Source organism: Streptomyces sp. NPDC043738 (genome assembly GCF_056436545.1).
This window is the reverse complement of the sequence record NZ_JBWKCJ010000001.1, coordinates 358,490-381,319: the sequence shown is the minus strand read 5'-3', so window position 1 is coordinate 381,319 and position 22,830 is coordinate 358,490. Positions and strand designations below refer to the sequence as shown.

Annotated in this window: 19 protein-coding genes and 2 pseudogenes; 10 read left to right on the top strand and 11 right to left on the bottom strand. The window is 72.7% G+C overall.

The window, feature by feature from the left end:
• Nucleotides 1–18 precede the first annotated feature (18 nt).
• Nucleotides 19–635, top strand: a pseudogene (locus AC0680_RS01685) (transposase family protein).
• Nucleotides 636–696: 61 nt separating this feature from the next.
• On the opposite strand, the gene AC0680_RS01680 reads toward AC0680_RS01685, so the two are convergent.
• Together AC0680_RS01680 and AC0680_RS01675 are read right to left on the bottom strand one after the other, a co-directional pair.
• Complete coding sequence (locus AC0680_RS01680) at nucleotides 697–966, bottom strand: hypothetical protein (protein WP_478624036.1); 270 nt, start codon at nucleotides 964–966, stop codon at nucleotides 697–699.
• Nucleotides 967–1,299: 333 nt separating this feature from the next.
• Nucleotides 1,300–1,887 (bottom strand): TetR/AcrR family transcriptional regulator, encoded by a 588-nt coding sequence (locus AC0680_RS01675; protein ID WP_478624035.1) that lies wholly within the window; start codon nucleotides 1,885–1,887, stop codon nucleotides 1,300–1,302.
• 116 nt (nucleotides 1,888–2,003) lie between these two features.
• On the opposite strand from AC0680_RS01675, the gene AC0680_RS01670 reads away from it, so the two are divergent.
• The 3 genes and pseudogenes from AC0680_RS01670 to AC0680_RS01660 form a co-directional block, all read left to right on the top strand.
• The gene (locus AC0680_RS01670; RefSeq protein ID WP_478624034.1) at nucleotides 2,004–2,933 is read left to right on the top strand and encodes an NmrA/HSCARG family protein; all 930 of its coding nucleotides are present in this window, start codon (nucleotides 2,004–2,006) and stop codon (nucleotides 2,931–2,933) included.
• Entirely contained in the window at nucleotides 2,930–3,811 is an 882-nt protein-coding gene (locus AC0680_RS01665) for a TIGR03620 family F420-dependent LLM class oxidoreductase (protein ID WP_478624033.1), read from the top strand. The genes AC0680_RS01670 and AC0680_RS01665 overlap by 4 nt, the downstream gene beginning before the upstream one ends.
• Nucleotides 3,812–3,972: 161 nt before the next feature.
• Nucleotides 3,973–4,224: pseudogene (locus AC0680_RS01660) on the top strand (hypothetical protein); the annotation flags it as partial.
• A gap of 179 nt (nucleotides 4,225–4,403) precedes the next feature.
• On the opposite strand, the gene AC0680_RS01655 reads toward AC0680_RS01660, so the two are convergent.
• The 4 genes from AC0680_RS01655 to AC0680_RS01640 form a co-directional block, all read right to left on the bottom strand.
• Nucleotides 4,404–5,681, bottom strand: a complete 1,278-nt coding sequence (locus tag AC0680_RS01655; RefSeq protein ID WP_478624032.1) for an NAD(P)/FAD-dependent oxidoreductase — start codon at nucleotides 5,679–5,681, stop codon at nucleotides 4,404–4,406.
• Nucleotides 5,678–5,872 (bottom strand): ferredoxin, encoded by a 195-nt coding sequence (locus AC0680_RS01650; RefSeq protein ID WP_478624031.1) that lies wholly within the window; start codon nucleotides 5,870–5,872, stop codon nucleotides 5,678–5,680. Before AC0680_RS01650 ends, AC0680_RS01655 begins: the two co-directional genes overlap by 4 nt.
• An 89-nt stretch (nucleotides 5,873–5,961) precedes the next feature.
• Nucleotides 5,962–7,182, bottom strand: coding sequence for a cytochrome P450 (locus tag AC0680_RS01645; protein WP_478624030.1), 1,221 nt, complete (start codon nucleotides 7,180–7,182; stop codon nucleotides 5,962–5,964).
• A 163-nt stretch (nucleotides 7,183–7,345) separates the two neighbouring features.
• Nucleotides 7,346–7,966 (bottom strand): TetR/AcrR family transcriptional regulator, encoded by a 621-nt coding sequence (locus AC0680_RS01640; protein ID WP_478624029.1) that lies wholly within the window; start codon nucleotides 7,964–7,966, stop codon nucleotides 7,346–7,348.
• Nucleotides 7,967–8,161: 195 nt separating this feature from the next.
• Here AC0680_RS01640 and AC0680_RS01635 point away from each other — a divergent pair, with 195 nt between their 5' ends.
• Both AC0680_RS01635 and AC0680_RS01630 read left to right on the top strand, forming a co-directional pair.
• A complete protein-coding gene (locus AC0680_RS01635) occupies nucleotides 8,162–9,106 on the top strand; it encodes an aminoglycoside phosphotransferase family protein (RefSeq protein ID WP_478624028.1) in 945 nt (314 codons plus the stop codon).
• An 88-nt stretch (nucleotides 9,107–9,194) separates the two neighbouring features.
• Nucleotides 9,195–9,998: an alpha/beta fold hydrolase gene (locus AC0680_RS01630; protein WP_478624026.1), complete on the top strand. Its 804-nt coding sequence runs from the start codon at nucleotides 9,195–9,197 to the stop codon at nucleotides 9,996–9,998.
• A gap of 78 nt (nucleotides 9,999–10,076) precedes the next feature.
• Here the strand turns inward: AC0680_RS01630 and AC0680_RS01625 are convergent, their stop codons facing one another.
• The 3 genes from AC0680_RS01625 to AC0680_RS01615 form a co-directional block, all read right to left on the bottom strand.
• The gene (locus AC0680_RS01625; protein ID WP_478624024.1) at nucleotides 10,077–12,164 is read right to left on the bottom strand and encodes a restriction endonuclease; all 2,088 of its coding nucleotides are present in this window, start codon (nucleotides 12,162–12,164) and stop codon (nucleotides 10,077–10,079) included.
• 248 nt (nucleotides 12,165–12,412) lie between these two features.
• Nucleotides 12,413–13,651: an ROK family transcriptional regulator gene (locus tag AC0680_RS01620; protein WP_478624023.1), complete on the bottom strand. Its 1,239-nt coding sequence runs from the start codon at nucleotides 13,649–13,651 to the stop codon at nucleotides 12,413–12,415.
• A gap of 192 nt (nucleotides 13,652–13,843) precedes the next feature.
• Nucleotides 13,844–15,406 (bottom strand): AMP-binding protein, encoded by a 1,563-nt coding sequence (locus AC0680_RS01615; protein ID WP_478624021.1) that lies wholly within the window; start codon nucleotides 15,404–15,406, stop codon nucleotides 13,844–13,846.
• 320 nt (nucleotides 15,407–15,726) lie between these two features.
• Between AC0680_RS01615 and AC0680_RS01610 the strand changes: the two genes are divergently transcribed.
• Both AC0680_RS01610 and AC0680_RS01605 read left to right on the top strand, forming a co-directional pair.
• The gene (locus AC0680_RS01610; protein WP_478624018.1) at nucleotides 15,727–17,556 is read left to right on the top strand and encodes an alpha-L-fucosidase; all 1,830 of its coding nucleotides are present in this window, start codon (nucleotides 15,727–15,729) and stop codon (nucleotides 17,554–17,556) included.
• A gap of 147 nt (nucleotides 17,557–17,703) precedes the next feature.
• On the top strand, nucleotides 17,704–18,279 hold the full coding sequence (locus AC0680_RS01605) for a TIGR03086 family metal-binding protein (protein WP_478624016.1): 576 nt from the start codon (nucleotides 17,704–17,706) through the stop codon (nucleotides 18,277–18,279).
• Between the two features lie 52 nt (nucleotides 18,280–18,331).
• Here the strand turns inward: AC0680_RS01605 and AC0680_RS01600 are convergent, their stop codons facing one another.
• Entirely contained in the window at nucleotides 18,332–18,502 is a 171-nt protein-coding gene (locus AC0680_RS01600) for a hypothetical protein (protein ID WP_384429709.1), read from the bottom strand.
• A 373-nt stretch (nucleotides 18,503–18,875) separates the two neighbouring features.
• Between AC0680_RS01600 and AC0680_RS01595 the strand changes: the two genes are divergently transcribed.
• Nucleotides 18,876–20,300, top strand: coding sequence for a lipase maturation factor family protein (locus AC0680_RS01595; protein WP_478624014.1), 1,425 nt, complete (start codon nucleotides 18,876–18,878; stop codon nucleotides 20,298–20,300).
• On the opposite strand, the gene AC0680_RS01590 is transcribed toward AC0680_RS01595, so the two are convergent.
• Nucleotides 20,194–21,282 carry a tetratricopeptide repeat protein gene (locus AC0680_RS01590; protein ID WP_478624012.1) on the bottom strand — a complete coding sequence of 363 codons (1,089 nt, stop codon included), beginning with the start codon at nucleotides 21,280–21,282 and terminating at the stop codon, nucleotides 20,194–20,196. The two genes, AC0680_RS01595 and AC0680_RS01590, sit on opposite strands and share 107 nt — an antisense overlap.
• Nucleotides 21,283–21,598: 316 nt before the next feature.
• Here AC0680_RS01590 and AC0680_RS01585 point away from each other — a divergent pair, with 316 nt between their 5' ends.
• A complete protein-coding gene (locus tag AC0680_RS01585; RefSeq protein ID WP_478624010.1) occupies nucleotides 21,599–22,810 on the top strand; it encodes a lactonase family protein in 1,212 nt (403 codons plus the stop codon).
• Nucleotides 22,811–22,830: the final 20 nt, after the last annotated feature.

Here is a 22,830-nt window from a genome sequence, read left to right as displayed (position 1 = left end):
CGGTGAAATGATCTCGGGGTGGCTGGTGTGATCACGGCGTTGGAGCCGTCCTGGATAGCCCCGTTCACCAGGCTGAGCCCGCGCTGCTTCCGTAAGCTCGTGACTGCGTTGCGCCGTGAGGGAGCGGAAGCGGTCCGGCGAGGCCGACCATGGAGTCTGCCGCTGGAGGACCGGGTCCTGCTGGTCGCCGCCTACTGGCGTGCCAACCTGACGCTGCGCCAACTCGCCCCGCTGTTCGGTGTCTCGAAGTCCACGGCCGACCACGTCATCAGCCACCTCGCACCTCTGCTGGCGCTCCGGCCTCGCAAGCGGTTCCGGAAGGACTCCGTGCTCATTGTGGATGGCACCTTGGTGCCTACCCGTGACCACGCTGTGGCCGGGAAGTCGAAGAACTATCGGTACTCGACCAATCACCAGGTCGTCATCGACGCCGATACCCGCCTCGTTGTCGTGGTGGGCCGGCCTCTGCCCGGCAACCGCAACGACTCCAAGGCGTGGGAGCTGTCCGGCGCCAAGGGCACCGTCGGGAACGCCACGGTGATTGCAGACGGCGGCTATCGGGGCACCGGGCTGGCGGCGTCCACCATGCCATGAGCGGCATCGCCCGACTGCACAACCTCGCCCTCGCCGGATAGCCGAACAGGCACACCAGCCAGCGGTGTTCACACCTCTCAGAAGATCGTTGCGGGACAAGCCTTAGACAGCGTCGTCTTCCGCCCGCACCCAGGCCAGTTGCGCGTCGCTCAGCGGAGGGTCGAACCCTTCTGGGAACATCAGCATCAGTGGTTGCGGCCACATGCTCTCGGGCCCGTGCTCTTGGCAGCGCAGGGCGATGACATGCGGCCCTTCCCCGCAGGACTCGTGCCAGTAGGGGCGGTCATGGGCTTGGCAGAAGTACCCGAACCTCGAGCAGCCGTCCTCATCGCTCGGCTCGTAGAAGCCGGGGTCACGGACAATCTGGGTCACCGGTTCCTGCCGATTGAACCGGGGTATGGGCCGGGGATCGCGCCACAGCAGTCGGGGAGGAAGCACGAGCTCATCCTGCACCAAGGCCGGCACCGTCCTCCAAGACCGGAGACGGTCCCCCGTGCGGCGGCCCCCCGGCACGGTGGCCGCCACCGCCGGCCGGCGGCCGTGGCGGCCCCCACTCTCCCAGGCGGGACCTGACCGGTCCCTGATGGCGCTGCCGGTCTGATCAACCAGCTCCGTCACCCGCCCTGTTACACCGGAGGTGACGGCAACGGCCGCTAAGACCGACCGAGGACAGGCGTTGGGCTCCTTGGCTGCGGGGGTGGAGCTTCAGCGCGCGCAGACCCCGTCGATGGCCAGATCGAGCAGCCGATCGGCCTCGCCCGCGCCGTCCGGGTCCTCCTCGGTGGCCAAAGCGATGGCGCCGACGAGTTTGAGCAGTTGGGTGATGGTGACGTCGGGGCGTACGGCGTTCGCCTGGCGGGCTCGGTCGAGCAGTTCGTCGCCGGCGACGGTGATCAGGGCGTGGCAGGTGCTTCCCAGCGTCGGGTCGCCGTCGCCGGCGCCCCGCATCAGCGATGCTCCCAGGCCCCGGTTGGCCACGGCGTGTGCGCCGACGGCACGGAGCCAGCTGATGAGTGCGGCGCCGGAATCGAAGTCGGACCGCAGGTCACGCGCCTTTGCGCACAGGGCGTCCACCCGGCCTTTGAAGACGGCTTCCAGGAGCAGCTGCCGGGAGGGGAAGTGCCGGTGGAGTGTGGCGGAGCCGACTCCGGCGTGCCGGGCGATCTCCTCCAGCGAGGCCTCGGCGCCGTGTTCGGCAACCAGGCATTCGGCGGCGGCCACGATCCGGTCGTAGTTGCGGCGCGCGTCGGCACGCATCGGCCGCGAAGCCGGGTCGGCTGCGTTCTTGGGCACGGGAACTCCTGACGACTTGCTAACCGGGGTGGCCCTCCATATCGTATCGCCCAGTAACCGGAGGGCCACCCCACTTATGGTGTGGGCCCTCGTCGGCATGCGACATGGGGAGATTCGTGGAACCGACAGGAAAGAAGACCGTCGTGGTGGTGGGGGCGACCGGCCTGCAGGGCCGGGCGGTGACACGCCACCTGCTCGGCAACGGCTGGCAGGTACGCGCGCTCACCCGTGACCCGGACGGGGCACCTGCCGAGGACCTGGCGAGCGGCGGTGCGCAGATCGTGCGCGCGCGGATGGAGGACGTCGCCTCGTTGACCGCGGCGGCCGAGGGTGCGTACGGCATGTTCAGCGTCCAGCCCACGGTCGGTTCACCGGGGACCGCGCCGGACTTCAGTGCCGAGGACGAGGTCCGCTGGGGGATCAACGGGGCCGAGGCCGCGCGTAGCGCGGGCGTCGAGCACTTCGTCTTCACCTCGGTGGCTGGCGCGGACCGCCACGGCAGCGAGAAATTGCCGCGGAATCTGGTCAGCAAGTGGCGGATCGAGCAGCACATCGCCGCGCTCGGCCTGCCCGCGACGATCCTGCGGCCGGTCTCCTTCATGGAGAACTTCACCGGCGCCTATGCGCTGCGTGACGGGACCTTCGCCACCGCCCTCGCCCCCGAGGTGCCGCTGCAGATCATGGCCGTGGACGACGTCGGCTTCGTCACCGCGCTGGCCTTCTCCCGGCCCGAGGACTGGATCGGCCGGGAAGTCGCCCTGGCCGGAGACGAACTCACGCCGGTGCAGATCGCCGCGGCCATCGCGAACGCGCTCGGCCGTCCGTTGCCGTATGCCCGGATCCCGATCGAGGCGATCCGGGCCCTCAATGAGGACTTCGCGTACGCCAACGAGTGGCTCAACGAACGCGGCTACCGCGCGGACACCACCGCGACCCGCCGTATCCACCCCGGAGCGATGGACTTCCCCTCCTGGCTGGAACCCACCGGCGCCGCCCAGATCGCCGACTTCCTCGCCACCCAGTCCACCGCAGGACCACAGGCATGAACGGGCGCGACCCCGCCCTCGGGCTCATCGGAATCTGGGCGGGCGACCTCGACACCTACCCCGCGGCAGGGCTTCGCGATGCCGCTGCCGCAGCCGAGGACCTCGGCTACGGCACCCTGTGGTTCGCCGAGACCACAGGGCGGGAGGCAATGGCGCAGGCCGCGATCCTGCTGGCCACCACCCGGCGCATCACCGTTGCGGCCGGCATGACCGACATCTACGCACGCGACGCGGTGACGACCGCCGCCGCCCACCGAACCCTGGACGAGGCGTTCCCCGGGCGATTCCGGCTCGGGCTGTGGGAGAGCCACCCCAGCCTCGCCGAGGACGTCCGAGGTCACCGCTGCCCCCCGCCGCAGACCGCGATGCGCGCCTACCTCGACACGCTGGACACCGCCCCCTTCGGCCCACCCGGCACGGCAGCCTCGCCGCATCGCCTGCTCGCGGCCCTGGACCCGGGCATGCTCGCACTTGCCGCCGAACGCGCCTCGGGCGCCACCGTGTTGGGCATGCCCGTCGACTACACCCGAACGGCGAGGACAACGCTCGGGCCCAACGCGCTCCTGGCCGTGACCCAACTCTGCGTGCTCAATACCGACCGTTCTCGGACTGCCGAACTGGCAGCAGCCACCGCCGCGGCGGCCCTGCCCAATCGGCGCGCGCTGTTGCACGACCTGGGGTACCAGAACGCAGACTCGCTCGACGGTCGGCTCGTTGACGCGCTTGTGGCCCACGGCGATGCTGAGGAGGTCGCCCGCCGCGTCCACGAACACCTCGACGCCGGAGCTGACCATGTCAGCCTTCACTTCCTGACCCCCACACCGGGAATCGTCCCCATCCGCGAATGGGAGCGCATGGCCGCCCACCTGCTGCCCTGACCGGATCCACCGACGCGGGAGCCGCAGCGCGACCGCGGCTCCCACGCCGCAACCTGCCGCAAGCGGTCATCGACCCGGTCGAGGAACCGCTTTCATGCCCTGTGCCGTGCAGGCAGCACGAGTGCCACCGCTCGTGCCATCGTGCCCATGCCGGAGGGACCATGCCCGCCGTGGCGTCATCCCTGCTTGAGCCGCTCTGGCAGTTCCCGGCGTTACTTCCCGAGCGATCGGAATTCGATCCTGCGCACCCGTGTCACACCAAAGCCCCATGTAAAGGCGACAGAGCCGGCCCTTCCCCGGTCGACCGCGCCAAGCAGGGCCTCACGCGGTCGACGTTGGTCGAGGATGACGGGATACCGACCGGCCTGGTTTCAGCCGGCGCGAACCGACACGACTCCGTGCTGCTCGGGCCGCCCGCATGGCTCATCACGGTCGCCACAACGGCTGCCGTTTCAGGGGCGGCCTGGTGGACGAGCCGTTGAAGCAGGCCGGGGTGGATGCGAGCGGTCCCGGCCGGAAACCAGCCGGCGCCGTGCATCCAGACCGGGCGCCGCCCCCGTGGCCGCGGCGGCCCGCGCGGTGGGCGCCGCGATCAGTCGGCCGCCGTGGCGGCCCGGACCCGGTCGCGTGCCTCCTCCCAGGGGGCGGGGGTGGCGACCACCGCGCGCAGGGCCCGTATCTGACGCGGTGGCAGGGCGCAGGCCAGCACGCCGACGGCCTGGCCGGCGCGGCCGTAGAGGGCGACGGCGCGGCGGGCGTCCCGGTCCAGGACGGTGGTCTCCACCTCGTCGGCGCCGGTGGTCAGGCCGTACGCCTGGAGCTTGAGGCCGTACTGGTCGGACCAGAAGTAGGGCACGGGGGCGAACGGCCGGCGCTCCTCGGGCGCCGTGCCCTCCGCGGTGGACACGGCGCCCTCGGCGGTGAGTTCGGCGACGAGGTTGCGGGCGGCGGCCATGGCCTGTTCGGTGGCGTTCATCCGGTGCTCGAAGCGGAGTGGGCGGTCGTGCACGGGGTGCTCCCAGCGGGCCACGTCGCCCGCGGCGTAGATCCCGGGGGCGGCGGCGCAGTACGCGTCGCAGCCGAGCCCGTCGCTGGTGTCCAGGGCCGGGTCGGCCAGCCAGTCCACGGCGGGCTCGGAGCCGATGGCGAGCAGGACCAGGTCGGCGGGGAGCCGGCTGCCGTCGGCCAGCCGGACGCCGCCGATCTGCGCGGCCGTCCCGTCCCCGGTGGTCTCGAACTCGGCCACCTCCCCGGTCACCAGGCGGACGCCACGGCCCTGGTGCTCCTCGGCGAGCAGCTCCCCGATGCCCGCGCCGACGGCGGCGGCCATCGGCACCGGCTCCAGGCCGACGAGGGTGACCTCGTGCCCCAGCTCCCGGGCGACCGCGGCGGCCTCACAGCCCAGAACGCCGTTGCCGACTACCACCAGGCGGCGGGCGCCGTCGGTCAGCCGGTCGCGCAGCGCCAGCGCGTCGTCCAGGGTGCGGAGGGTGTGCACACCGGCGACGCGGTCGGCGCCGGGCAGCGTGCGGGCCGCGACACCGGTCGCGATGATCACGCCGGCGCAGGCCATGCGCTCGCCCCCGTCGAGGGTGAGGGTGCGGCCGGCCACGTCGAGTCCGGTGGCCCGGGTGCCGAGCCGCAGGTCCAGGTCGAGGGCGTCGAGCTGCTCCTTGGTGCGCAGCAGCAGCTTCGCCGGCTCCCAGGCGCCGTACAGCAGCTGCTTGGACAACGGCGGCCGGTCGTACGGCAGATGGGGCTCGTCGCCGATGAGGGTGAGTGGGCCGTGCCAGCCGAAGCGGCGCAGCGCCTCGGCCGCGGCGATGCCGGCCGCCGAGGCGCCGACGACGGCGATCGGCCGGGCGGTCATGCCTGCACCCCGATCACGGCGGCCGGGCAGATGGCGGCCGCCTCGCGGACCGCGTCGTGCTGTCCGGCGGGCGGTTCGGCGTCGAGCAGCACCACCACGCCGTCCTCGTCGCGCTGGTCGAAGACCTCGGGGGCGATCAGTACGCACTGGCCGGCGCCGCAGCACTTGTCGGCGTCAAGGGTGATCTTCATGGCGGAGGGCTCCGTGGGATCGGCTTGCGGTGGGTGGAGTTGACGGGCGGTCGGGTCGGGTCCACGATCGCCCGGCGGCGGCCCCGCTGTCACCAGGTGACCGGGAGGGCGTGGCAGCCGTAGATCGACATGTCGGTGCGGAAGGGGATCTCTTGCAGAGGTACCGCGGGCCGCATCGTGGGGAAGCGGCGCAGCAAGGTGCCCAGGACGACCTGGAGTTCGACCCGGGCCAGTGCCTGGCCGAGGCACTGGTGGATGCCGTAGCCGAAGGCGACGTGGTGCTGGGCGTTGGGGCGGCACACGTCCAGGCGGTCGGCGTCGGGGAAGACGCTCTCGTCGCGGTTGGCGGACGGTACGGCCACCACGACGCCCTCACCGGCCCGGATGAGGTGCCCGTCGATGTCGATGTCGGCGGTGGCGACCCGGCGCGGCCCGTTGCGGATGATGCTGTGGAAGCGCAGCAACTCCTCGACGGCGCCGCGGAGGAGAGCGGGCTCCCGGCGCAGCCGCTCGGCGGTCCCGGTGTCGCGCATCAGGGTCAGCGCGCTCAGACCGATCATGTTGGCGGTGGTCTCGTGCCCGGCGATCAGGAGCAGGGCGGCGAACGCGGTCACCTCGTCGTGGGTGATCTCGCCGGTCCGCTGCTGTTCGAAGATCAGCCGGCCGAGGATGTCGTCGCCCGGGTCCGCCTCCTTGCCGGTGACCAACCGGTCGAGGTAGTCGGTCAGTTCGCGCCGGGCGGTCTCGCGCTCGGCGTCGGGCAGGGTGCGGGAGAGCAGCTTGCCGGTGAGCCGCTGGAAGATGTCGTGGTCGTCGTAAGGGACGCCCAGCAGCAGGCTGATGACGAGCGACGGGACGGGCAGCGCCAGCGCCTCGACGAGGTCCACCGCGCCCCGGTCGCGGCCCTCGGCGCGCTCCATGGCGTCACAGAGCTCGTCGGTGATGCGCTGGATCTGCGGTCGCAGCGCCTCGACCCGCTTGACCATGAACTCCCGGGTGACCATGCGGCGCAGCCGGGTGTGCTCGGGCGGATCCCTGCGGATGAAGCCGCGGTTGCGGGTGCTGGGGCCGCCGGTCATTCCGCTGAGCGGATAGCCGTGGACGGTGGTATCCGAGCTGAAGCGGGTGTCGCCGAGGATCGCCCGGATGTCGGGGTAGCGGGTGGCCAGCCAGGCCCAACTGCCGTCCGGCAGCGAGATCTTGGAGATCGGCTGCTCGGTGCGCAGGGCGCCGAAGGCGGCCGGCGGATCGAAGGGGCAGCCGCTGGGGGGCTCGACGGGCAGGGGCGCCGGGGAGGTGGCAGGGGTCATCTGTCTCATCTCACTCATCGGGCTTCGCGCACACACCGGCAGGGGCGTGCGCCGTGAGCCGGACGTTCGCCTAACACCCGTAAACTTACATGTGTACTGCACAGGTAAATGTGTGGGGGGGGTGGTGATGAGGGTGCGGAATCGGCCGCGCGCCGGGCGCGGCTCAGCGCTCCAGCAGCAGCTGCAGCATCTCGTCCACGAACCGGTCCAGCCGCCGGGTGTCCTTGTGACTCGGCATGACCTGCCAGAGCATGACCCGACCGTGCACCGACGACCACAGCACATACGGTGCCTCGGTGCGCGAGCCGCGCACCCGCCACCCGGCGTCCTCGCACGCCGCCAGCGCCCCCTGCAGGCTGCGCACCAGCAGCCCGGCCGGGTGCCCGGCGAGCCGCTCGGGGCCGACCGGGGTCTGCCGGGTCTCGTAGAGCAGGCGGTAGGTGGCGGGGTGGGCGACGGCGTAGCGGCAGTAGGCGCGCAGCTGGGCGCGCAGCCGCGCCACCGGATCGTCCGCGTCGGCCTTCGCGGCCGCCTCGGTCATCGCCCCCGTCAGCCGCTCATAGCTGACTTCGAGGGTCGCCCAGACCAGCTCGGTCTTGTCGGAGAAGTGGCGGTAGATGCTCGGTGCGGCGACGCCGGCCGCGCGGGCCACCGCCCGCAGCGACAGCGCGTCCTCGCTGCCGACCTCCTCCAGGAGCCGCTCGGTGGCCCGCAGCAGCTCCTCCCGCAGCCGCTCCCCCTGCCCCCGCGGGTTACGGGCCCGGACGGCCGCACCGTTCGTCACTGCCCTCCGCCTCCCTTCCCTGGACCGGCTCCTGCGCTTCCCACCAGCGTTTCACACCGGCCCGGCGCGTCGTACGGGAGGACGGCCCGGTGGTGCGCGCCGGAAGCGGGCGAGGGCGCACCGCGGGGCCTGGTCCACGGCGCCTCGGCCGGCGCTCGCACGGACCGCCGCAAGCCCCGCGGTTACGCTGCCCAGATGGTGCGCACCCCCGACGACGACCGCTTCCCCGCCGGGCTGCCGGTGATCGCCCAGATGGGACGGACCGCGTCCGGGCGGGCCTGGCTGGCGCGGCTGCCGGGGCTCGTCCGGGACCTCGAAGAGCGCTGGGAGCTGCGGCTCGGTGCCCCGTACCACGGCGGCAGCTGCTCCTGGGTCGCACCGGCCGAGCAGCCGGACGGCACCCCCGCCGTGCTCAAGGTGACCTGGCCGCACCGCGAGGCCGACGGCGAGGGCCCGGCGCTGGACGCCTGGGGCGGCAACGGCGCCGTACGGCTGCTGCGCCGGTCGGGCGAGCGGAGCGCGCTGCTGATCGAACGGTGCACGCCGGGCACCGAGCTCGGCCGGGCTCCTCTGCCGCCCGCCGAGCGGCTCACCCTCGCCGCGGGCCTGCTGCGGGAGCTGTGGGACACCCCCGTTCCTTCCGACGGCCGACTGGAGCGGCTGGACGCGGTGTGCGCCGAGTGGGCCGACCTCCTCGAAGAACGGATGCGGCGGCTGCGGCCCGGCTACGACCCGGGGCTGGTGGCGCTCGGCGCCGATCTGCTGCGCGGGCTTCCGGCGACGGCCGCCCGCGAGGTCGTCGTGCACGGCGACTTCAACCCGGGCAACGTACTGGCGGCGCAGCGACGGCCGTGGCTGGCGATCGACGCCAAGCCGATGGTCGGCGACCCGGCGTACGACCCCTGGCCGCTGCTGGCCCAGGTCGACGACCCCTTCGAGCACCCCGACCCCCGGCCGGTGCTCCGCGAGCGGTACTCCCTGGTCGCCGAGGCACTGGGCGAGGACCCCGCACGACTGCTGGCCTGGTCGGCGGCGCGCGGCGTGGAGAGCGCACTGTGGAGCGCCGCCCACGACGATGCCGAGGGCGGCGCCGAGGAGTTGGCGGAGGTGCGGGTACTGGCGGAGCTGGCCGGGCTGTGACCGCCTCGTGGACTTCCGCGCGCAGGCGGTCCATGGGCTTTCGCGGCCCGGTCACGGACTCGTCGGACGCGGCCTACGCTGGGCACCCATGAATACCGAACCGCTCGGACGGCGTGAACCGGTTCATGTGACGGTGTGGGACGAGGCGTTGCCCGGTGCACCGCGGGTGGTGCTGGTGCACGGGACGATGAGCTGGGGCACACGGTGCTTCGCGGGACAGCGGCCGCTGGCCGGGATGTTCCGCCTCGAAGTCGTCGATCGGCGGGGCTTCGGCGACAGCCCGGACATCGAGCGCAGCGACTATGCGACCGACGCCGAGGACATCGTCGAACTGCTGGATGGCGGCGCGCACTTGGTCGGCCACTCCTATGGCGCGGCCGCCGTGATGCTGGCCGCCTCGGCCCGCCCGGAGGCGGTGCACTCGCTCACCCTCATCGAGCCTTCGGCACTGCGCACCGCGGCCGCTCACCCCGCCGTCGCGGCGGCGCTGGAGCGGATCCGGGCGGCGTTCGGGGAGTCCGGCCGGGAGGTGAGCCCGCAGGAGCATCTGCGGCGGTCCACCGAGCCGTACGGGCTGCCGGTGCCGGAGCCGACCCCGAGGATGCTGCGCGCGGTGCGCTCGGCGCTGCGCGAACGCCCCGTGTGGGACGCGGAGCTGCCGCTCGGGCCGCTGGCCAAGGCGACCCTGCCCAAGACCGTCGTCAACGGCACCTGGGAGACCGCGCACCCCGACTACCGGGAGTTCACCGGCACCGCGCTGATGGCCTGCGGGGAGTACCTCGCCGAGGCGATCGGCGCCCGCCACGTCCAGGTGCCCGGCGCGGACCACTTCCCGCACCGCGACCGCCCGGACGAGGTGAACGCCGTCCTCGCGCGGTTGTGGCAGAGCTGAGATCCGGCTGCCGGGCGGATTCCCCGCGTGGCCTCGGCCCGCCGCTCGCTGCCGCGGTCACTGCCGCTGCCACCCCCCTCAGGCGACCTCGATGCCGTACTCCTGTACCAGCGCCTCCAGGCCGCCGCGGTAGCCCTTGCCGCCGATCACGAAGTCCCAGTCGCCGCCCGCCCGCTGCCGGAACGAGCCGAGTACCAGCGCGGTCTCGCCGGGACGGCCGTCCGAGACCTCCAGCTGCCCCAGCTCCTGCCCCGCGGCGTCCATCAGCCGGATGCGGGCGTCGGTGAAGCCGGAGAGATCGGCCTCGGGGTCGGCCTGGGGGTCGATGGCCGCGACCAGGACCAGCCGGTCGGCGTCCGCCGGCAGCGCCTCGAAGTGCACCTGCATCGCGGCGCGGTCGGGGGCGAAGCCGGGCAGCATCCGCACCGAGCCGTCCGGGGTGCGGGGGTTGTTGTAGAAGACGAAGTGATCGTCGCTGAGGACCGTGGTGCCCTTGCACACCAGCGCGCAGACATCGAGGCCGACCTGACCGGACCAGTTCATGCCGAGGATGTTGTGGTCCCCGGGCTCGTCGGTTGTGGGGGCGCCGGGCCGGTCGGCGGCGCCCAGCCGGCCGCGCAGCCCGTACCGGCCGAGCAGGTCGACGAGTTCGGGGCCGGCGATGAGACTGAGCGGCTTGCCGTTGGCGAAGGTGTGCGCGCCGGGGCCGAAGCGGGAGGTGGTCACGAGCACGCCCTTGTTGGCGCCTTCGGACTGGACGGTGCCGTAGAGGTCGCGGACGGCGGTCGGCGGGACGGTGTTGCGGTAGCGCTTGACCTGCACGACGATCTTGCCGCCGCGGATCGGGTCCGGGTCCAGGGCGTCCACGTCGACCCCGCCGTCGCCGGAGCGCTGGGTCGTCACCGCCTGCATGCCCATGGCGCGGAACAGCTCGGCGATCAGGTTCTCGAAGACGATCGGGTCCATCTCGTACAGGTCCGGCTCGCTGTCGGTGCCGTGCGAGACGACGGTGGCGCCGCCGCCGACGTCGCCCGGGAGCCGGCCGGGCCTTACCGCGCTCCGCTGGTCGGGGCGCGCGGAGAGCTGCCCGCGCAGCCCGTCGGTCAGACACTCCACGGCGCCGACCTGCTCCAGATGGAAGGAGTCGAAGGCACGGCGGGGTGCCATGACGGACGCGAGGTACACCTGGGCGGGACGGCCGGTGGCCGGGTCCACCCCGTCGACGAAGCCGTTGAGCGCCACCGATTCCAGCGCGCCGTAGGTGTCGGCGGCGAAGAGGTCGCGCAGGACCAGCAGCATGCTCTGGGCGAGCACCTCGCGGTAGAGCGCGCGGCGCTGCGCCGCGGGCCGTGCGGTCTCCTTCTCCTGGTCGGCGGTGGGCATGTACCGGACGGATTTGTTCTCCGGGACGACGGCGTAGCCGGGCAGCTCCCAGTCCAGGACGAGCTGACGGGCCGTCGGATCGTAGGCGGCGGCGACCTGGCGGGGAAAGCCCTCCGGCCAGGCGGTCGAGGCGTACAGCGCGGCGGAGAAGTACTCGACGGCGGATTCCGCGTCGCCGCCGCGCAGGCCGGAGAGCAGCTCCTCGATACCGGCGTTGTGCTGCCGGATCCCGTCCAGTGTGGCGGCGGCCCACTGGTCGTACTGCCGGCGGTAGGCGGCGAGCTGGGCCTGGCGCCGGCTCTCGGCGGCCTGTGCGGCGTACCAGTCCTGCTCGTAGCGGGCGCGGGCCTCCCCCTGGGCGCGGTCGCGGCGGGCGGCTCCGGCGTGCCAGCCTCCGGTCGGCGCCTGATAGCGGGCCGGGTCGGGCATCGGCACCGGGGTGGCCAGGGCGCCCGGCGCGAACTCCTCGATCCGCTCGGAGCGCAGCAGCGCGGCGGCGGTGAAGGCGGGGGCGCGGCAGCCCTCGGCGAGCAGACCGGTCAGTGCGGCGACCCGGGCGTCCAGCTCCTCGGTCCGCCGGCGGGCATCGGCCTCGCGCTGCCGGCGGTAGGCCGCCTGCCGCTCCCGGTGCATCCGCGCCATCGCCCGCTCGGCGTCCCTGGCCTGCCGTTCCTGGTCGCGTCGGTGCTGTGCGTACGCGCGGCGCTGGGCTTCCTCCCGGCGCTGCTGCTGGCGCTGCGCCTCGGCCCAGACGGCCATTAATCCATGGGAACGGCGGCTCATGTCGAACTGTGTCCTCCCCCCGGGGCGGCTGCTGCCCCCGGAACCCTGTGGAAGCGGTTTCACCTGCGCTGTTGACCCGACTTTAGCGGGGGCGGCGGACCGGCAACCGGTCAGAGGAGGAGTTTCCGGCCGGGGTCCGGGCCCGCCCGTCTGGCAGGGAAGTGGGGAAGAAGGTGGGGAAGAAGGTGGGGAAGGGGTTTCCCGCAGTACGGGTGCGGCCCGGGAGCCGGTCCGCTGGCGCGTCCGGGTCAGGTGACGGTGCCACCGGCCGCGAGGAAACGCTCGACCGGCAGCGTCGCGGCGCCCAGCGCCACCGCATCCGGGCCGAGCCGGCAGAGCTCGACACCGGTGCGCTCGCCGGGATGCCGTAGCGCCTGACCGGCCACCGCCGCACGGATCTGCGGGAGCAGCCGGGCACCGAGCAGCAGCCCGGCCCAGCCGCCGAGGATGATCCGGTGCGGGTTGAAGAGATTGACCAGGTTGGCGATGCCGGCACCGAGGTAGACCGCGGTCTCGTCCAGCACCCGGCGGGCCGCGGCCGATTCCTCCGCGGCGGCGACGAGGGCCGCCAGCGCGGACTCCTGGTCCGCGCCGGGCGCCGGGCGGCCGCGACGGGCCTGGCGGTAGCGGTCCAAGACGCCCTCGGCACCTGCGTACGCCTCCAGGCAACCGCGGGCGCCGCACCGGCAGCGCCGCCCGCCGACCTGGACGACGGTGTGCCCCCACTCCCCCGCGCTGCTGGTGGCGCCGTGGTAGAAACCGCCGTTGGCGACGACCGCGGCGCCGATGCCGGAACCGATCAGCGCGATCACGGCGTGGTCGGCCCCGCGCCCCGCACCGAACCACATCTCGGCCTGCCCCAGCGTCCTGGCCCCGTTCTCGATGTGCAGCGGGAGCTCGGTGCCCGGATGGTCCGCGGTGCCTTCGCGCAGCATCCGGCCGAGCGGTACGGCGCGCCAGTCGAAGGTCTGGCCGTGCACCAGTGCGCCGCCCTCGCCGGCCGCGACGCGTTCGACGACGCCGGAGACCGCCACCCCGACCCCGAGGACGTCGCCGCGGTCGACGGCGGCGGCCGCGACCACCTCGTCGAGGCCGTCGAGGATCCGCTCGACGACCGGGCCGGGTCCGTGCCGGCCGCGCTCCAACGGCCGGTCCGCACGGGCCCGTTCGTTCATGGTCAGGTCGTACAGCCCGACGCGCACCCTGGTCTCGCCGACGTCCACACCGATGACGCGGCGCCGGCCGGGATCGACCCGCAGCAGGATCCGCGGCCGTCCGCCGTCGGAATCGACCGTGCCGGCCTCCACCACCAAGCCCTCGCCGAGGAGTTCACCGACGACGGTGGAGACGGTGGTCAGGCTCAGCCCCGTGCGCGCGCCGAGTTCCTGACGGCTCATCGGCCCGTCGAAGTAGAGCGTCCACAGCAGTACGGAGCGGTTCCCGCGCCGCAGGTCCCGGGTCGTGGCACGTCGCTGGGCAGCGACCATGGGCGTCTCCTGTCCCTCGGCCCCCGGCGGCACATAATTCGAGACGCGCGACAAGCCTGTCAAGGACTTGGACCGGACCAATCGCCCGAGCCATGTGGGGCGGTCGGCCACGTCGTACGGCCCCCTCGCCCGGACCGTGCACGGCGAAGTCGCCGGCTGCCGAGCAGGGCGACCGGCGGGCTGACCACCGGCTCAGATCGCGCCGTCGTGGCCCGCCCAGTACGGCTCCCGCAGCTGCCGCTTGAAGAGCTTGCCCGACTCGTCGCGCGGCAGCCGCTCCTCGAAGACCACCGCCCGGGGGACCTTGTACCCGGCGAGGCGTTCGGCGACGTGCGCGCGCACCGCCCCACCGCCCAGCGACACACCGTGTTCGGTCTCCACATGCGCGGCGAGGACCTCGCCGAACTCCTCGTCGGGGATGCCGAACACGGCCACGTCGCGCACCCCCTCGAGGGACAGCAGGCAGCCCTCGATCTCCGCGGGGTAGATGTTGACGCCGCCGGAGATGACCAGGTCGTTGCGGCGGTCGCTGAGGTAGAGGTAGCCGTCCTCGTCGAGATGGCCGATGTCCCCGATGGTGACGTACCCGGGCAGGCCGGGCGCCTCCATGGCGGCGCGCTTCTCCGGATCGCCGAGGTAGGTGAACTGGGGCCAGGCGTCGGCGGGTTTGAGGTAGATGTCACCGGCGGCGCCGGCCGGCAGCGGCTGTCCGTCCGGGCCCAGGTCCGCTACGGCGCCGGTCCCCCTGGGCCGTCCGACGGTGCCGGGGTGGGCCAGCCACTCCGGGCTGTCGCACCATGTCACGGCGCCGGTCTCGCTGCCGCCGTAGTACTCCCGCAGCACCGGTCCCAGCCAGTCGATCATGGCGTGTTTGATGTGCGGCGGGCAGGGGGCCGCGGCGTGCACGACGGAGGTGAGCGAGGACAGGTCGTAGCGCTCGCGGACGTCCTTGGGCAGCCGGAGCAGCCGTACGAACATCGTGGGGACGACCTGGACCTGCTCGATGCGGTGGCGTTCGATCAGCCGCAGGAACTCCTCCGCGTCGAAGTGCGGCATCAGCGTGATGTCCAGACCGGCCGCGAGCGCGAGGACGGCGTGCTGGCTGGGGGACGCGTGGTAGAGCGGGGCCGGGATGAGCGTACGGCCTCCGGGTTCGACGGCGAAGTACTCCAGGAACAGCCGCACCGCCTCCGTCAGCCGCTCCGGAGCGACCGGTTCGCGCAGAACTCCCTTGGGGCGGCCGGTGGTTCCGGAGCTGTAGATGACCGTGGGCGGGCGCTCGGCCGCGGGCCCGTCCAGGGGCGGGTGGTCGGCCAGCCACGCATCGAGCAGCGGGTACGCCCCGGTGGGCGGCGGTGCGGTGAAGCCACAGGCGGCCGCGACACCGGCGGGAACGGCGGCCTCGATGACCCGTACGCCCTCCGGGAGCACCGCGGTCACCCCGGCCAGGAGGTCGCTGTGCGCGAAGACCACCTTGCTGCCGCTGTCGGTGAGCACATGCCGCAGCTCGTCCTGCCGGAAGTGCCAGTTGACCGGAACGGCACAGGCGCCGAGCAGGGCCGCTCCGGCGGTGATCTCCAGATGGGCGGGCTCGTTGCGCAGCACGACGGCGATCCGGTCGCCCGGCTCGACTCCGGCCGCGCGCAGGCCGGTCGCGATCCGCGCCGCCCGTTCGAGGAAGGCCGGGTAGTCGCGTTCCGCACCCGCGCAGCGGATGGCCGGAGCGCCGGCGGCGGGTGGGGCGACGGCTTCCATGGTGCCTCCCATGAGTGCGGCCCGGGCCGCTCATTGAACCGGCAATCGCGGATCGTCGCCAGGGTGCCGCAGGGATGCCGGGGCGTGCGGGGCGCCGACCGCGCGCATTCGGCCATCTGCTCCTGACAGGGCATGAGATCCGAGGTATCCAGGCTTACTGTCCGCCAACTCCGGTAACTCCTCGGCCGATTCCGCGAGATGCTCCGATGTTTATGGCGCCCAGGGTCTTCCGGTCGGGGTGCGCGGACTGCACCATGCGGGAGGCACAGCAGGCATGCGCACGACCGACCGACGTGGACACCCGACCCGAGGAGCGAGCGATGCACAGCCGCACAAGACCGTTCCGCCTGCCGGTAGTCGTGGCGGCACTGGGCGCCCTGCTGCTGGCCGTTGGCGGCCCGGTAGCCGCCGCGAAGCCCCCGCCGCGGCCCGCCGCCGGGCCCGGCACCAACCATGCGACCGACGACCCGTTCACCGCGTCGCGCACCTCGTGGTGGCGGCAGGACCGCTTCGGGATGTTCATCCACTTCGGCCCGTACGCGAACCTGGAGGGCGAGTACACCCGGCCGGACGGCACGGTCTGCCGCAACGCGGAGTGGATCCAGCGCGAGTGCGCGATCCCCAAGGCGGAGTACGAGAAGCGGGCGGCCGCCTTCGACCCGTCCGCCTTCGACGCCGAGGCGGTCGTCAAGGCCGCCGAGGACGCCGGCCAGCGCTACATCGTCATCACCTCCAAGCACCACGACGGCTATGCGATGTGGCCGACGCGGCAGAACTCCTGGAACCTGCGGGACCACTCCTCCTTCGACCCGCACCGCGACATCCTCGCCGAGCTGAAGAAGGCCGCCGACGCCGCCGGCATCAAGCTCGGTTTCTACTACTCGATCTGGGACTGGCACGACCCGGACTTCGCCGACCCGGCGACCTTCCCGCGCTACAAGAAGCGGATGTACGGCCAGCTCAAGGAGCTGATCGACCATTACGACCCGGCGCTTTTGTGGTTCGACGGCGAGTGGGACGCGGACCGCCCCACCAACCGCTGGTCCCGCCGGGACGGCGCCGCCCTCCAGGCGTATCTGCACGGCCTGAAACCCGGCCTGATCGTCAACAACCGCGTCGGCAAACGCGAGGTGGTCGACGGCGACTTCGGCACGCCGGAGCAGGAGATCCCCGCGGAGCCGGTCGACGGGCAGCTGTGGGAGAGCTGCATGACCCTCAACGACCACTGGGGGTTCGCCAAGTACGACACCAACTGGAAGTCGCCGGCGACGGTCGTGCACAACCTGCTGGACGTGGCGAGCCGCGGCGGCAACTACCTGCTCAACGTAGGGCCCGACAGGCTCGGACGCATCCCGCAGCCGTCCGTCGACCGGCTGCGGGAGGTCGGCCGGTGGCTGGGGAGGAGCGGCCATGGCGAGGCGGTGTACGGGGCCGGGCACACCGGGCTGGTCGCCGACCCGCCCTGGGGCGCGGTCTCCCGGCGCGGCGACGAGCTGTACGCAGCCGTCACCTCCTGGCCCGGACCGGGCGGCTCCCTCCACCTCACCGCCAAGGGCCCCTTCGAGATCACCGCGGCCCGGGTGCCGGGCAGCTCCCAGCGGGTGACGGTCACCCGGGCCGGCGACGGCTTCGACCTCACCCCCTCCGGTGCCGCCCCCGATCCGCTCGTCGGCGTCATCCGGCTCACGATCAGGCCGCCGGCCGCCACACCCGTCGGCGAGGGCGGCGGGCTGACGGCGCGGAGCTGGGCGAACGACTCCTTCACCGGCCCGCCCGCGGCGGTCGGGGTGGACCCGACGGTGAACAGGTCCTACCGCTTCGACGGCTCACCGGACCCGAAGATCCCCGCCGATCACTTCGCCACCCGCTGGACCGGCACCCTCCAGCCGCGCTTCGACGAGACCTACACCCTCACCACCGTCTCCGACGACACCGTGCGGCTGTGGATCGACGGCCGGCAGCTGATCGACGGCTCGGTCCCGCACGGCCCCAGGGTCGACAAGGCGACCGTGACCCTCAAGGCCGGGCACCGGCACCGCATCCGGATCGACCACACGGAGCGCACCGGCGAGGCGCATCTGAAGCTGCTGTGGTCCAGTCCGAGCCAGGAGCAGCAAATCGTGCCGCGGAGCCAGCTCTACGCGGACTGATCTACGCGGGCTGATCTACGCGGACGGACCGCGGCCGCACCGACGTACCGGCCGGGCGGGCGGGGGCGGGAAATCCCTCGCCCCCGGCTGGGCCGTTCGGGTCACCGCGGGGGCGGTTGCCGGTGCCCGCTCCTATCCTCGGGGACCATGAGCGACGACGAGATCCTGCGGACCCATGGCGAGGCCCTCGCGCTGTTCGGCAGCCGGGTGCACGCCGTCCGCGACGACCAGTGGGACGGCCCGACGCCGTGCTCGGAGTGGTCGGTGCGCGATCTGGTGAACCACCTCACCGCAGAGCAGCTGTGGGTGCCCCGCCTGGTGCGGGACGGCGCCACGATCGCGGAGGTGGGCTCGGACTTCGACGGGGACGTGCTGGGCGACGATCCGGTCGCGGCGTGGGACCGCGCGGCGGTGGCCGCCGTGGCGGCGTTCGCGGAGCGCGGCGCGCTGAGTCGTACGGTCCCGCTGTCCTACGGCTCCAGCCCGGCCGACGCGTACTGCACCCAGATGATGGCCGACGCGGTGGTGCACGCCTGGGATCTGTCCCGTGCGATCGGGGCCGATGAGCGGCTGCCCGGCCGGCTGGCGACGGCGGCGCTGCGCGAGGTGGAGCCGTATGCCGCGGGGCTCGACGCGTCCGGGCTGTTCGCTCCCGCGGTGGACGCCCCGGCGGACGCCGACGATCTCACCCGGCTGCTGTGCCTGCTCGGGCGTCGGCCCTGACCCGGAGGGGGGACACCCCAGGGGCAGGGCCGACGCCCGAGTGATCCGTCGATCAGTCGATGCCGCGGATGATGTACGGCTCGGCGGGATCGTCGTCGCAGCCGGCGAGGCGCACCGGTGCGCAGCGGTCCCAGACTTCGAGATTACGGACTTCCCTGATACGACCTGGTCGCTCGCCCCGCTTCAAGCGGGGTTGCTTGTGTTGAGCCTTGTGCATTGCCACCACGCACTCCTTCATCGAGGTATCGGTCCGACGCGGTGGCGCCTTGTTCACAAACCGGGAGGTCGGCCAAGGTTTGTGGCGTTCCCGCGACGGGCCAATTGGTGTTGGCGTCTCCCAGAAAGGTCGTCCGTCGCCCCTCAGATTAACGACGCCGCAGCCGGCGCGCTCGACGTTTTCCGGCGAGATGGCCGTGCCGTCGGAAGGCGGGAATTCCGCCCCTTGTGGTGACGGGGAAATCGGGCGAGATGTGTGATGCACATCACTCACCCGAATGGCCCTGGCGTTGCTGCATTTGCCCCGATCCGCACGCTGGAGAGTGACCGCGCGGAGGGAGTGTTCCCACCCGCGCGGCCGCGGTGCTACCCATGGGCGAGTGGCATGGTTCTCGGATTCCGGTTACTGGCTCGGGCGGCTCGTCTTCCAGCGGACGCTGGCGGTGCTCTATCTGGTCGCGTTCCTCGCGGCGGTGCGGCAGTTCCGGGCACTGATCGGGGCGCGCGGCATGCTGCCGGTGCCCGCGTTCGTGGCGCGGGTGCCGTTCGGCGCGTCGCCCTCGGTCTTCCACTGGCACTATTCGGACCGCTTCTTCGCCCTCTGGTCGTGGTCGGGCGCACTGCTGGCGGCGGCCGTGGCGGCCGGGGCCGCGGATGCCGTGCCGCTGTGGGCGTCGATGGTGATGTGGGCCGCCCTGTGGGCGATGTATCTGTCGATCGTGAACGTCGGGCAGACCTGGTACGGCTTCGGCTGGGAATCGCTGCTGCTGGAGGCGGGCTCGCTCGCGGTGTTCCTCGGCAACGCCGAGACCGCTCCCCCGGTGCTGATCATGTGGCTGCTGCGCTGGGTGCTCTTCCGGGTCGAGTTCGGGGCCGGGCTGATCAAGATGCGCGGCGACCGCTGCTGGCGGGATCTGACCTGCCTCTACTACCACCACGAGACCCAGCCGATGCCGGGGCCGCTGAGCTGGTTCTTCCACCATCTGCCCAAGCCGCTGCACCGGGTCGAGGTGGCCGCCAACCATGTCGCCCAACTCGCGCTTCCGGTCCTGCTGTTCACCCCCCAGCCGGTCGCCGGGTGGGCCGCCGCCGCGATGGTCGTCACCCAGCTGTGGCTGGTGCTCTCCGGCAATTTCGCCTGGCTGAACTGGGTGACCATCGCGCTGGCGCTGTCGGCCGCCGCCCCGCTGTGGGCCCGGCCGTCCCATGGGCTCGCCCCGCCCCCGGTGTGGTTCGAGGTCCTGGTCCTCCTGGCCACCGCCGGGGTCCTGTGGCTCAGCTACCGCCCGGCGCGCAATCTGCTGTCCCGGCAGCAGATGATGAACACGTCCTACGAGTCACTGCATCTGGTCAATTCGTACGGTGCCTTCGGCTCGATCACGCGGGTGCGCCGGGAGATCGTGGTGGAGGGGACGGCGGATGCCGTGACCGGGCCCGGCACGACCTGGGTGGCGTATGAGTTCCACGGCAAGCCGGGCGATGTCGGGCGGCTGCCGCGCCAGTTCGCGCCATACCATCTGCGGCTGGACTGGCTGATGTGGTTCGCCGCGCTGTCACCGGCCTATGCGCGGGCATGGTTCGTTCCGTTCGTGGCGCGGCTGCTGGAGAACGACCGGGACACGCTGCGGCTGCTGCGCACCAATCCGTTCCCCGATCTGCCGCCGGCCAGGATCAGGGCCCGGGTCTTCCGCTACCGCTTCACGACCTGGCGGGAACTGCGGGAGACCGGAGCGTGGTGGCATCGCACCGAGGAGCGCGAGTTTCTGCCGCCGGTCGCGCGGTCAGCTCTGCACGGAACGCGATGACCATGTCCCGGGCGTGGCGCAGCCCGATGCGGACGAAGTCACGTTCCAGCGTGGCCAGTTCGCTCAGCGTCGCCTCCCGGTCGCGGCCCAGGCGGGCGCGGGACTTGGCCAGCCCGAGGCGGGAGAGCGCGACCCCGCGCGGCTCCTGCATCTCGCCGAACTCCTGCAGTGCGAGGGTGTAGGTGTCACGGGCGGCCTCGTAGCGGCCCGCTCGGTACAGGACGTTGCCGCGCATCTTGTGGTTGTAGGCGAGCGCCGACGCCAGGTCCATCGCGCGGCAGATGCCCTCCGCCTCGGACAGCAGCTCCAGCGCGCGGTCCGTCTCTCCCTGTACGGACAGCACATCGGCTATCCCCCGCAGCGACCAGGCACGGCCGCGGGCGTCCTCGCCGGCTTCGGCGATCCGGGCGGACTCCTCGAACAGCTCCAGGGCCTTGGCGTAGTCGCCGGTGTTGCGGTGCATCTGGGCTATGCCGGACATCGCCCAGACCATGTGCCGGGCCTCGCCGTGCGCCCGGCCCTGTTCGAGCAGCTGCTCGTGGAGCTCGGCGACCGCGGCGTAGTCGCCCTGTATGCGGCCGGTCTCGGCGAGGCCGGCGAGGGAGTAGCCGTGGGCGAGGCGGTCGCCGCCGGTGTCGGCCAGGGAGACCGCGTGGGTGAGCAGCCGGCGGGCCAGCGGCAGGGTGCCGCACTGGCGGGCCAGGGTGCCGCCGCTCCACAGTGCCCAGGCCATGGCGCCCGCGTCACCGGCGGCGCGGGCGCTGCGGTAGCTCTCCCGCCAGGCGGCGCCGGCCTGCGTCACCCGGCCGAGGCGCCGGTTGGCCTCGGCGACCGCGAGCGCGGCCCGCGCCCGCTCCAGTGCGGTGTCCGCCCGGTCGTGGGCCCGGCTCGCCTTCGCCAGCACCTCCTCGTAGGAGGAGTTCACACCCAGCGCCGAGCCCAGCTCGCCCTGGTACTCCGGGGCGAATGCCTTGCCGTACATAGATCCGTGGCCTCTCGATCATTTCCGTGCCTTGATCACGAAACTACGAGCGGCAGGGGGTGCGGCGAATCAGTCCGCGTATGGGTTGTGCCGTACGACTGGAGTGCTACGGGGAGGGTCATGGTCATCATGAGGATGTAGGGGCTCGTCAGGGTCGCCGGACCGAAAGCCGCGCCGGAGCGGCTCCAGCACGGCGCGGGGCGGTCTCAGGGAGGCTCAGGGGCCGGCGCCGGAAGGGCTCCGCCATCGCGTTGCACATGTTGCATCACGTGTTGCGGCTCTTGCCGGGTCGGGCGCGGCGGGCCACCCTGCTGCCATGACAGCAACGGGTACGGGAGCGGGGTCCGGGGCCGGGGCGGACCGTCGGCGGTTTCTGCGGACCGTCGCGGCGGGACTGACCATGACGGCCGGGGTGGGACTGCTGACGGCGGCGGACCGCGGCCCCGCGCGGGCCCGGACCGGACGCCCCACGGGTCCGCCCGCACGCCGCTCCCGTCCGCTGTACCTGGGGACCTACACCTTGAAGGAGGGCGGCGGCACCGGCGTCGGACTCGCCACGTACGACACCGCGACCGGGCGGATCACCGCCACCGGTGTGGTGGCCGGGGTCGCCGATCCGTCCTATCTCGCCCTGGCGCCGGGCGGGCGCACCCTCTACGCCGTCGACGAGCAGGAGCGGGGCGGGGTGACCGCCCTCGCGCTGACTCCCGGCGGCCCGCCCCGGGTGCTGGGTACCCGGTCCACCGGCGGCGCCGGGCCCTGTCATCTGTCCGTGCACCCCGGCGGACGCTGGCTGCTCAGCGCCAACTACCTCTCCGGCAGCGTGGCCGTCCACCCGATCGACCGGGCCACCGGTGCCCTGGGCGAACGCACCGACCTCGTCACCCACTCCAGCCCGCCGCCCGGCCCCGGCCAGGACGGGCCGCACGCCCACCAGATCGTCACCACCCCCGACGGCCGGCATGTGCTGGCCGTCGACCTCGGCAACGACACCGTCTACACCTACCGGCTGGACGACTCGGCCGGTCGGCTCGTCCAGGTGTCGTACGCGACGCTCCGCCCCGGCGCGGGCCCCCGCCATCTGACCTTCCACCCCTCCGGCGGCTTCGCGTATCTGGCGAACGAGGTCGACAACACGGTCGTGGTCTGCGGCTATGAGCGCGAAAGCGGGCGGCTGACGCCCGGTGCGCCGCAGTCCACGGGGACCGGCCCGGGCACCAGTTACCCGGCGCAGCTGCTCGTCGCCCGCAACGGCCGCTTCGCGTATCTCGCCAATCGCGGTCACAACAGCCTCACCCGCTACGCCGTGGAGGCCCGCGGGGCGCGACTGCGGCTGCTGGACACCGTGCCGGTGGGCGGGGACTTCCCCCGGCAGATCGCGTTCTCTCCGGACGAGCGCTGGCTGTTCGCGGCGAACCAGAAGTCCGGTTCGGTGACGGTGTTCTCGGTGGACGGACGGACCGGGGCGCTCAAGAGCGCGGGAGAGCCGTTCGCGGCCCCGGTCCCGGTGTGTGTGCTGCCGCGGTGAGCCGGGCGGGCCGGTCCGGC

What these genes read in the sequence shown, in the direction of transcription:
- AC0680_RS01645 (WP_478624030.1), bottom strand. Translation starts at nt 7,182, where the DNA reads ATGACCCCTGCCACCTCCCCGGCGCCCCTGCCCGTCGAGCCCCCCAGC.
- AC0680_RS01620 (WP_478624023.1), bottom strand. Translation starts at nt 13,651, where the DNA reads ATGGTCGCTGCCCAGCGACGTGCCACGACCCGGGACCTGCGGCGCGGG.
- AC0680_RS01635 (WP_478624028.1), top strand. Translation starts at nt 8,162, where the DNA reads ATGGTGCGCACCCCCGACGACGACCGCTTCCCCGCCGGGCTGCCGGTG.
- AC0680_RS01605 (WP_478624016.1), top strand. Translation starts at nt 17,704, where the DNA reads ATGAGCGACGACGAGATCCTGCGGACCCATGGCGAGGCCCTCGCGCTG.
- AC0680_RS01585 (WP_478624010.1), top strand. Translation starts at nt 21,599, where the DNA reads ATGACAGCAACGGGTACGGGAGCGGGGTCCGGGGCCGGGGCGGACCGT.
- AC0680_RS01590 (WP_478624012.1), bottom strand. Translation starts at nt 21,282, where the DNA reads ATGTACGGCAAGGCATTCGCCCCGGAGTACCAGGGCGAGCTGGGCTCG.
- AC0680_RS01610 (WP_478624018.1), top strand. Translation starts at nt 15,727, where the DNA reads ATGCACAGCCGCACAAGACCGTTCCGCCTGCCGGTAGTCGTGGCGGCA.
- AC0680_RS01625 (WP_478624024.1), bottom strand. Translation starts at nt 12,164, where the DNA reads ATGAGCCGCCGTTCCCATGGATTAATGGCCGTCTGGGCCGAGGCGCAG.
- AC0680_RS01665 (WP_478624033.1), top strand. Translation starts at nt 2,930, where the DNA reads ATGAACGGGCGCGACCCCGCCCTCGGGCTCATCGGAATCTGGGCGGGC.
- AC0680_RS01655 (WP_478624032.1), bottom strand. Translation starts at nt 5,681, where the DNA reads ATGACCGCCCGGCCGATCGCCGTCGTCGGCGCCTCGGCGGCCGGCATC.
- AC0680_RS01650 (WP_478624031.1), bottom strand. Translation starts at nt 5,872, where the DNA reads ATGAAGATCACCCTTGACGCCGACAAGTGCTGCGGCGCCGGCCAGTGC.
- AC0680_RS01630 (WP_478624026.1), top strand. Translation starts at nt 9,195, where the DNA reads ATGAATACCGAACCGCTCGGACGGCGTGAACCGGTTCATGTGACGGTG.
- AC0680_RS01615 (WP_478624021.1), bottom strand. Translation starts at nt 15,406, where the DNA reads ATGGAAGCCGTCGCCCCACCCGCCGCCGGCGCTCCGGCCATCCGCTGC.